A 9,809-nucleotide genomic window follows, 5' to 3' on the forward strand; every position below is an offset into this window, starting at 1 on the left:
GGCCTCTTCCCGAACTGAATACTGCATATCCTCACGGTTCAGATAGGGTTCGCCATTAAGGGTGCTTTCAACCTGCATAAGTAGCATGTCACCCATTTTGACAGGACGTTCCGCTGTTTCCCAAGTGGCTCGCTGATGGAGTACCTGATCTACTACCGTATCAATATTTTCTTCGGCAATCTCTACCGTCTCTTTAGCAGCTCTTATGGTTTTATAATCACCCAGCTCCACTACCGGAGGCAGTGGTATGCGGGCAGAAAAAACAAAGGGGTCGGTGGTAACCATAGCTACCTTGGGGGTGGCAAAGGGTTTTATCTCCTCGTCTTGTATAGCCTGCTGGCAGGCTTCCGGCACGATATCATCTACCAGTTCGTCCAACATTTTTTCGCGGCTGACATATTTTTCAAACACATCTCTGGGGGCTTTACCTTTGCGAAAACCCGGAATTTCCACCTTTTTCACCAGACGGCGGTATGTTTTGGAAAGACCTTCTTCAACCTCGGTTGAATCCATCTCTACCGTTATGCTGGCCTGACAGCCCTCTATCTTTTTATCTGTTACTTTCATGGCACCTCAATCCAAAAAACTATTCTTTTTCCGCTTGAATACGGATATGTAAATCCCTTATTTGCTTGTCATCTACTACTGACGGAGCTCCAAAAAGCAAGTCCTGAGCGGCCTGATTTTTGGGGAAGGATATAACCTCACGTATTGAAGTTTCCCCTGCCAACAGCATTACAAAACGGTCTATACCCGGTGCAACACCGCCATGAGGGGGTGCGCCAAACTCAAAGGCCTCCAACAGGTGGCCAAAGCGTTCATCTATCTGCTCATCATTATACCCCAGCAGATGGAATACTTTCCTCTGCAGGTCTGCCTGATGGATTCTGATACTGCCGCCGGCAATCTCATATCCATTGCAGACTACATCGTAAGCCCGGCTGCCTACCCTGCCGGGGTCTGTATCCATAAGCGGCATGTCAGACTCAAGTGGGGCGGTAAAGGGATGATGAACCGAATCCCAGCGTTTGCCTTCCTCATCCCACTGGAAGAGGGGGAAATCTACTACAAAAGCAAAACTGAGTTCATTTTTATCACATAAATTCAGTTTTACTGCCAGCTGGTTTCGCATTTCACCCAGTACGGTGTTCACCATCTTGCGGGCACCAGCCACAATCAATATAAGGTCACCCGGCTTAGCACCGGAACGTTCGGCGATGGTCTTTATTTCTTCCAGCGCCAGATACTTGGCGGCTACGGATTTAACCATTTCCATAGTCAAGTCTTTAAGCACTCCGTTTTCCACACCCAGTGAAATAGGTACCAGCCCGGCCGCACCGTATTTCTTGGCCAGATTTATAAGTTCTTCCTGCTGGCTCTTGTTATAACCACCACAACCGGGGGCGGAAATAGCCTTGATAGCCCCACCCTGAGCAGCCACATTTTTGAAGACGCCAAAGGCCGAAGATGCACCTATATCGGTAATATCTGCCAGTTCCATACCAAAGCGAAGGTCAGGCTTGTCACAGCCGTATTTCTCCATAGCATCAGCAAAGCTGATACGGGGAAACTTTTTATTGTATTTCATATCAGGGCGGACACTGGCTACCAACCCGGTAAACAGGTCTTCCATCAACTTCATCATATCTTCTTCGTCAACGAAGCTCATCTCCATATCCAGCTGGGTAAACTCAGGCTGGCGGTCAGCCCTCAGGTCTTCGTCACGGAAACAGCGGGCAACTTGATAGTATTTTTCCATACCCGCCACCATCAGCAGCTGCTTTAACTGCTGGGGGGACTGGGGCAGGGCAAAAAACTTGCCGGGAAACAGGCGTGAGGGCACCAGATAGTCACGCGCACCCTCAGGTGTGCTTTTAATAAGGATGGGGGTTTCAATTTCTATAAAACCCTGATCGTTTAAAAACTCCCGCATGAAGCGGACAGCTTTGTGGCGGATAATAAGATTATTTTTCATGCCCTGACGGCGAATATCCAAATAGCGGTATTTGAGCCTCAGGCTCTCATCCACTTCTACTTCTTCATTAATATAAAAAGGAGGAGTTTTGGCGGCATTTAAGATTTTGGCATTGACGGCTACCACTTCCACCATACCGGAAGGCATGCGGTTATTTTCTGTACCGGCCGGGCGGTGACTGACAACGCCTTTTACCTGCAGAACATATTCACTCCGCAGCTCTTTGCCAATATCCAGACAGGCGGCGGACTGTTCCGGGTTAAATACCACCTGAACAATGCCTTCCCTGTCACGCAGGTCAATAAATATAACCCCGCCATGGTCACGGCGGCGGTGTACCCAACCGGCCAGAGTAACTTCAGTGCCAACATTTTCCTGAGTTAAGGCACAGCTATGAGTTTTAAGCATGCGCACCTTCTAAATTTAGTCAAGACAATTAGAGAAGATTATATCCTATACATGGTGTTTGTTCAAACGCTGAAAGCTATATTTTTTCATATTCGCCCAGCAAAAAATTTACCTCATCCAGCAGGCACTTTATAGCCGATTCACCGAAAGCACCTGCCTCTATATCCAGTATTACCCGGCTATCCTTGCGTTCAGACCCCATCACGTACACACTGGCACAGGCGGGGGAACCGTTTTTTGACTGGCTGAAAGCCATAGTCCCTTTGAAAATAAAATCAGACGAAGAATCCATTACGGAGTAATTGTCACTGTTGGAACTGACCAAATGCCCGCCCTGTTTGGTTATCAGGTCTTTTAAGGTATCAAAAAGAAGCTCAGGTTTTATCCGGCTGTATGTCTTGCGGTACTCCATGTAGCCCTTCCTCCTTTAAAAACTCGGCAAAACGGGTAACAATATTTTTATCCCGTACCAGAGCAAACTCTATGCCGTACTGATGCTTCAAACGGTAAGGCACACAGCAACAGCGGCAACAATTGCATATGGAATAAAAATGCTCCTTGCAATGTACCAGGGTAGTCATCAGCCCTGCCTGCTGGCAGGTGGTAATAACCGCCATTGCCTCAACACGGCTGACCGGTTTGAAATTTTCAAGTGTGTCACGGTAGACGTGTCTCCCCGCCCCTATTATTATCTCCGCCATAATCGGGGCATCACAGTTTTTAAAAACCTCCCGGCAGCTGCAAGGCCCGAGATAAATATTTTCAGACATATCCAGTATATCTTTAGCTTCAGCCAAATTAAGTAAATACCCGCCGTGCTGTTTTCGAGCATAATGGTTGGCATATTTCTTTACCAGCGCACCGATAAGCGGCCAGCGGCCAAGGGAAGCTAGACGCATATAGTTCTTCAGAAATGACTTCTGACGTTTGCCGTAAAAGGGCAATAGTTCGTGCATATATTCATTATACCAGAAGAAACCGAAAAAACTCTGACCGATACTTTTTTCTATGTTTAAATCATTGCAAAATAGGGTCTGTCTGATATACTGGGTTTAATACCTTTTGAAGGTTTTACGAGGCAATATTTTGGCTGTAAATGACCGCGAATTCCACTTAAAAGAGCTTGACCCCGTCCTGATGAAAGACTGGGAAATAGCCGAAAAGGCTGAGGATTTTCTTAAGCCGGTAAAAGTGTTGGCCATGGAATTGGGTTTAACTGAAGATGAAATAATTCCCCACGGCAAATACATTGCCAAAGTGGATTTTGCAGGGGTACTTGCCCGCCTGAAAGATAGACCGAACGGCAAATATATAGACGTCACCGCCATTACCCCTACCCCTCTGGGTGAAGGCAAGAGCACTACCACTATGGGGCTGGTGCAGGGACTGGGCAAGCTGGGCAAGAAAGTAACCGGGGCTATCCGCCAGCCTTCCAGCGGCCCCACCTTTAATATAAAGGGTTCGGCGGCTGGGGGAGGGCTTTCCCAGTGTCTGCCGCTTTCACCATTTTCGCTGGGACTGACCGGAGATATAGACGCCGTTACCAACTCCCACAATCTGGCTATGGTCGCCCTTCAGGCACGGCTTCAGCACGAAGCCAACAATACTGATGAATTTCTATCCAGCCGACACCTGACCCGGCTGGATATAGACCCCTCTAGAGTGGAAATGAAATGGGCAATGGACTTTTGCGCCCAGTCCCTTAGGGAAATAATTATGGGGATAGGCGGTAAAACAGACGGATACCGGATGCCCTCCGGATTTGGTATATCTGTAAGCTCAGAAGTAATGGCTATACTTTCGGTTTTTACCAGCCTTTCTGACCTGCGGGAACGCATGGGCAAAATAATAGTAGCTTACCGTAAAAATGATGAACCAGTTACTACCGCAGACTTGGAAGTAGATGGTGCCATTACTGCCCTTCTCCTTCGGGCGGTAAACCCGAACCTCCTTCAGACTATTGAAGGCCAGCCGGTGTTTGTACATGCCGGGCCTTTTGCCAATATTGCAATCGGGCAGTCATCCATTGTAGCTGACCGTTTGGCACTTAAACTGGCTGATTACCACGTAACTGAAAGCGGATTCGGGGCAGATATCGGCTTTGAAAAATTCTGGAATATAAAATGCCGTCTGAGCGGTCTCAAACCAGACTGCGCAGTAATTGTGGTGACAGCAAGGGCTTTAAAAATGCATGGCGGCGGACCTAAAGTAACACCGGGTGCACCCCTTGACCCCGCCTACACCACCCCAAATACGAAACTGGTGGAAAAAGGCTGCCAAAATATGCTTGCCCATATCCAAACAGTAAAAACCGCAGGCATAAACCCGGTGGTCTGCATAAACCACTTTGCCGCAGACACCCATGAGGAAATAGATATTATCCGCCGTACGGCTGAACAGGCAGAAGCCAGAGTAGCCGTTTCCCATCACTGGGCAAAAGGCGGAGACGGGGCAACCGAACTGGCCGAAGCGGTAACAGATGCCTGTAACGAACCAAATAATTTTCATTTTCTCTACCCCGAAAATATGCCCCTGAAGAAGCGGATTGAAACCATTGCCCGAAAGGTTTACGGGGCAAACGGCGTTTCATATACCCCAATTGCCATGGAAAAACTGGCCCGCATAGAAAGTATGGGTGATACCCAGTTTATGCCAACCTGTATGGTCAAAACCCACTTGAGCCTCTCACATGACCCTGCACTTAAAGGACGCCCCAGCGGCTTTACCCTGCCGATACGGGATATACTCACCTACATGGGGGCAGGATTGGTAGTGCCGGTGGCAGGAGATATCAAACTTATGCCCGGCACTTCGTCTGATCCGAATTTCAGGCGGATAGATGTAGACACCCAAACCGGCAAGGTGAAAGGATTATTCTAAATTAGTCTTATCCGCTTAAAATTGGTAAAATAGTAAGATGACCGAGAAAAAATTTAGCGTCTGCTTTGAGCCCGGCCATAGAGTTATAAATGGCCAGAAGGGGGATAGCCTGCTGGATCTGGCTATTATCGCCGGAACAGGGCTGTGTGCCTCCTGCGGGGGCGAAGGCGTGTGCGGACGCTGCCGTATAAAACTGATAGAAGGCGAACTGGAGTGCGAAGACCACCTCCAGATAAGCGCTGAAGAATTTGCCCAGGGAATAAGGCTGGCCTGCCAGAGCCGTCTGGTTTCAAACGTAACGGTAGAGATACTGGCAGAATCACGCTTTGATACCGCCATAAGCGGTGATGCCATAAGCTGCACCCTGCAAAGCCGGCCTGAGTCTGTCAAAAACAAACCCGTTCTGCCTTTGAGAAAGGTCTTTCTGAAGCTTGTTCCCCCATCCGGAGCAGACAACTCAAGTGACCTTGGCAGGTTAAAACGTTTTCTTAAACCTTTCTGCCCAACCGAGCCTGATATAGATTATCATTTGCTTTCAAGCCTTTCTGAAACCCTGCGGGAAAAGAACTGGAAAATAACAGTAAGCCTGCTGGAAACCCCGAATGGGGTAAAAATAATAAATATCCAGCCGGGAGACCAAACACTCACAACATATGCTTTTGCATTTGATATCGGCACTACCGGTGTTCGCGGGCAACTGCTGGAGGTTACCAAATCTCAGGTGCTGGCTCAAGCCACCGAGTATAACGGTCAGATACCCTTCGGCGAAGACGTTATCAGCCGGATAAATTATGCCGCCAGAGAAGGCGGGCTTAACCAGCTTCAGCAAGCCGTGGTAAATACCCTTAACAATCTGGGACAGGCCATGCTTTCCGAGTGCGGTCTTGAAGCAAGTGACATTGCCTTTGCAACCATAGCCGCCAATACTACCATTACCCAGCTTCTTTACGGGCTTGACCCCAAACACCTGCGGCTTGCACCTTATGTCCCTTTGGCAAGCGAACTGCCGCTTATACCTGCCCGGCATATAAACCTAAGCATCTGCCCGCAGGCATATATATACACCCTGCCTTGTGTGGCCAGCTACGTGGGCGGAGATATTGTGGCTGGGGTAATCAGCACCAATATCCCCCATAGGGAAGGGCTGGTACTTTATATAGATATTGGTACCAACGGCGAAATAGTTGTCGGCAACAAAGACTTTATGTTAACTGCCTCATGTTCGGCCGGCCCGGCTTTTGAGGGCGGCGGCATAAAGAACGGTATGCTGGCAAAACCTGGCGCTATAGAAGATATTGAACTTGGACCCCAAAGTTTTGAGCCAAAACTGAGCGTGATGGGCAGTGGCAATCCCAAGGGCATTTGCGGTGCTGGGCTCATAAATACAGTTTCCGCCCTGCTAAACTGCGGTTTGCTGGGGCAAAACGGCAAATATAATACCCATATTAAAACTGGCCGCCTGCGCAAAGGTGCTGACGGCTACGAATATGTACTGGCTTTTGGCCGTGAATTCGGGCAGGGACAGGATATAACCCTGTCAGAGGTAGATATAGACAACCTTATCCGTGCCAAGGCGGCTATGTACGCCGGTTACCAAACTCTGCTGGAAAATGCCGGGGCAAATTTTAAAAACCTTGAAAAAGTGATTATTGCCGGAACTTTCGGTGCCAAACTGAATATTAAAAAAGCTATCAATATAGGTTTGCTTCCCGAACTTCCGGAAGAACATTTTATATTTGTGGGTAATGGCTCACTGGCGGGTGCCCGTTTGTGTGCCTTTGATAAAAATGCCCAGACAGAAGCTTCTGCCGCCGCCAAAATGATGACCAATGTAGAGCTATCTGAAAGCGTAAGTTTTATGGACAACTATATGGCGTCTATGTTCCTGCCTCATACCAAATCTACGGATTTCCCTGAGGTATATGCCGCTCTGGGCAAATTTAACGGAGGCCGTATTTGACCTATACTATTGCACTGGCAGGTAAAGGCGGGGTAGGCAAAACATCCGTTTCCAGCCTTATCATCCGCCAGCTTTTAAAAAACTCTCTCACCCCCATACTGGCGGTAGATGCTGATGCCAACGCCAATCTGGGTGAAAGTCTGGGTTTATGCGTGCCCCAAACTGTGGGCGGGCTGATAGCCAGCTTTAACAAAGCCAAGCTGAACTTGCCCTCAGGCATAACCAAGGAAGCCTATCTGGAATACCAGCTTAACACCACTCTGGCAGAGAGCCATGGGCTGGATATGATAAGCATGGGACGAGGCGAAGGTGACGGCTGTTACTGCTACCCTAATACTATCCTCCGCAGTTATATAGACAAGCTCAGCCGAAACTACCGCTACGTGGTTATGGATAACGAGGCCGGTATGGAGCACCTGTCACGCCGCACCACCCAAAATGTAGACCACCTCTTTATAATATCCGACCACTCGGTCAAAGGGGTGCGTACACTGGGACGTATCCGCCAGCTGATAGATGAAATGAAACTTAACGTCAACCGGATATCGGTTATTATAAACATGGTCTCCGGCACACTTGACCCTCGCCTTGGACAGGAAATTGACAAGCTGGGCATAGCCTATACAGATACAGTGCCGGCAGATGAAATGATACGGGAATTTGACTTGAAACAGACTCCCCTGCTTAAATTGCCTGACAATTCCCCGGCAGTACAGGCAGTAGCCAAAATACTAACAAGCCGCCTTGGTATTAAAAACCTTACAGAGGTATCAGAATAATGAGCGCACATATTATAAACGGCACTGAAATAGCCGCCGCCATCCGCGAAGAAATACGCAGTGAAGTAACTGCCCTGAAGGCTAAAGCCGGCATAGTACCCGGTTTAGCCACAGTACTGGTAGGAGATGACCCTGCCTCACACTCATATGTAGATTCAAAAATAAAAATGTGCCAGAATCTGGGAATATATTCAGAACATCACCCTCTGCCCCAGAACGCCACCAATGAGGATTTGCTGACCCTGATTGCCAAGCTGAATGCAGATCCAAAGATAAGCGGTATTCTGGTACAGGTACCCCTGCCTGTGCAAATTTCAGAAAATCTGGTTCTAAACGCCATAAACCCGGATAAAGATGTAGACGGTTTTCACCCGGTAAACGTAGGCAGAATGTGCCTTGGTGAACCCTGTTTCCTGCCCTGCACCCCGCATGGCGTTCAGGAACTGCTTATCCGTTCGGGCATAAAAATAGAGGGCACTCATGTGGTTATTGTGGGCAGGAGCAATCTGGTCGGCAAGCCGCTGGCTAATATACTTCTTCAGAAAGCACCGGGGGCAAACGCCACCGTCACTATTTGCCATAGCGGCACTAAAAATCTGCCTGAAATAACCCGACAGGCAGATATACTGGTAGCCGCCATGGGCAAGCCCAAGTTTATTACCGCAGATATGGTCAGAGAAGGTGCGGTGGTAATAGATGTGGGCACAACCTGCATAGGCTACACCCCCGAAGGCAAGCGGATACTTTCCGGTGATGTGGATTTTGAAGAGGTAAAAGAAAAGGCCTTTGCCATCACCCCTGTGCCTAAAGGCGTGGGCCCCATGACTATCATCATGCTTATGCTGAATACCCTGACCGCCGCCAAACGGGCGGCCGGCCTGATAAAATAGCAAAATATTTTTAACCCCTGCAGGGAGGAAAATCTATGGCATTTGAAACACCTAAAATCAACTATAGCGGCAGTATCAGGGAAATAACTCTGGGTGACGGCCCAAAATCCGTAACCGTAGGCGGTGAAACTGCCCTGCCCTTCTACCTGTTTGAGGGGGATATGCCCCGTAAACCTAAGATTGCCATGGAGATACAGGATACTCCGCCCTTAGATTGGCCGGCAGACGCCTTAAAACCCTTTGGAGATGCGGTAAACAACCCGGTCAGCTGGGCTAAAAAGTGCGTTGACACCTACGAGGCAAAAATTATCTGCCTCCAACTGGAAAGTACTGACCCGAACGGGCTTGACCGCTCTGCCGAAGAGGCCGCAAAGATAGTCCGTGAAGTGGCAAACGCCGTAGACGTGCCCCTGATAGTCTGGGGAACAGCCAACCATGAGAAGGATACAGAGGTACTCCGCAAGATAAGTGAAATCTGTCCGGATAAAAAACTTATACTTGGGCCGGTAGAAGAGGGTGACTACAAGAAGATAGCCGCCCAAGCCATGGCCTATAAACATACCATTATCGCCTCCTCCCCCATAGACATAAATCTGGCTAAACAGCTTAATATCCTGCTGGGCAATCTGGGTGTACCGGCAAATGAAATAATTATGGATCCCACCGTAAGCAGCATAGGCTACGGCATAGAGTATTCGTATTCGGTGATAGAACGCATCCGTCTGGCTGCGCTCACCCAGCAAGACGAACGCCTTCAATACCCCCTTATCTGCAATATCGGGCGGGAAGCCTGGAAAACCAAAGAAGCCAAAATACCCGAAACGGAAAGCCCTGAACTGGGCAATACTGAAAAAAGGGCTATTATGATAGAGGCCATGTCTGCCGCCATTTTACTTATTGCCGGGGCAGACATACTG

At 48.7% G+C, this 9,809-nt stretch carries 9 protein-coding genes; 5 read left to right on the plus strand and 4 right to left on the minus strand.

The window, feature by feature from the left end; genetic code table 11:
• The 4 genes from WC259_RS06105 to WC259_RS06120 all read right to left on the minus strand — a co-directional run.
• A partial coding sequence (locus WC259_RS06105) for a trigger factor (protein ID WP_372643618.1) occupies positions 1–567 on the minus strand: 567 nt, incomplete at its 3' end.
• Between the two features lie 19 nt (positions 568–586).
• The gene (gene aspS, locus WC259_RS06110; RefSeq protein ID WP_372643621.1) at positions 587–2,383 is read right to left on the minus strand and encodes an aspartate--tRNA ligase; all 1,797 of its coding nucleotides are present in this window, start codon (positions 2,381–2,383) and stop codon (positions 587–589) included.
• Between the two features lie 76 nt (positions 2,384–2,459).
• Positions 2,460–2,795, minus strand: a complete 336-nt coding sequence (locus tag WC259_RS06115; RefSeq protein ID WP_012984280.1) for a hypothetical protein — start codon at positions 2,793–2,795, stop codon at positions 2,460–2,462.
• Positions 2,758–3,339 (minus strand): hypothetical protein, encoded by a 582-nt coding sequence (locus WC259_RS06120; RefSeq protein WP_015407022.1) that lies wholly within the window; start codon positions 3,337–3,339, stop codon positions 2,758–2,760. The genes WC259_RS06115 and WC259_RS06120 overlap by 38 nt, the downstream gene beginning before the upstream one ends.
• A gap of 130 nt (positions 3,340–3,469) precedes the next feature.
• On the opposite strand from WC259_RS06120, the gene WC259_RS06125 reads away from it, so the two are divergent.
• From WC259_RS06125 to WC259_RS06145, 5 genes are all read left to right on the plus strand, one after another.
• Positions 3,470–5,263 carry a formate--tetrahydrofolate ligase gene (locus WC259_RS06125; protein WP_081042567.1) on the plus strand — a complete coding sequence of 598 codons (1,794 nt, stop codon included), beginning with the start codon at positions 3,470–3,472 and terminating at the stop codon, positions 5,261–5,263.
• 37 nt (positions 5,264–5,300) lie between these two features.
• Positions 5,301–7,223, plus strand: a complete 1,923-nt coding sequence (locus WC259_RS06130) for an ASKHA domain-containing protein (protein WP_077998038.1) — start codon at positions 5,301–5,303, stop codon at positions 7,221–7,223.
• Positions 7,220–8,002, plus strand: a complete 783-nt coding sequence (locus WC259_RS06135; protein ID WP_015407019.1) for an AAA family ATPase — start codon at positions 7,220–7,222, stop codon at positions 8,000–8,002. Before WC259_RS06130 ends, WC259_RS06135 begins: the two co-directional genes overlap by 4 nt.
• Entirely contained in the window at positions 8,002–8,892 is an 891-nt protein-coding gene (locus WC259_RS06140) for a bifunctional 5,10-methylenetetrahydrofolate dehydrogenase/5,10-methenyltetrahydrofolate cyclohydrolase (protein ID WP_015407018.1), read from the plus strand. The genes WC259_RS06135 and WC259_RS06140 overlap by 1 nt, the downstream gene beginning before the upstream one ends.
• Before the next feature lie 35 nt (positions 8,893–8,927).
• A partial coding sequence (locus tag WC259_RS06145) for an acetyl-CoA decarbonylase/synthase complex subunit delta (protein WP_372643627.1) occupies positions 8,928–9,809 on the plus strand: 882 nt, incomplete at its 3' end.

The sequence above is a fragment of the Dehalococcoides sp. genome (genome assembly GCF_041654235.1).
GTDB classification, from domain to species: domain Bacteria; phylum Chloroflexota; class Dehalococcoidia; order Dehalococcoidales; family Dehalococcoidaceae; genus Dehalococcoides; species Dehalococcoides mccartyi_B.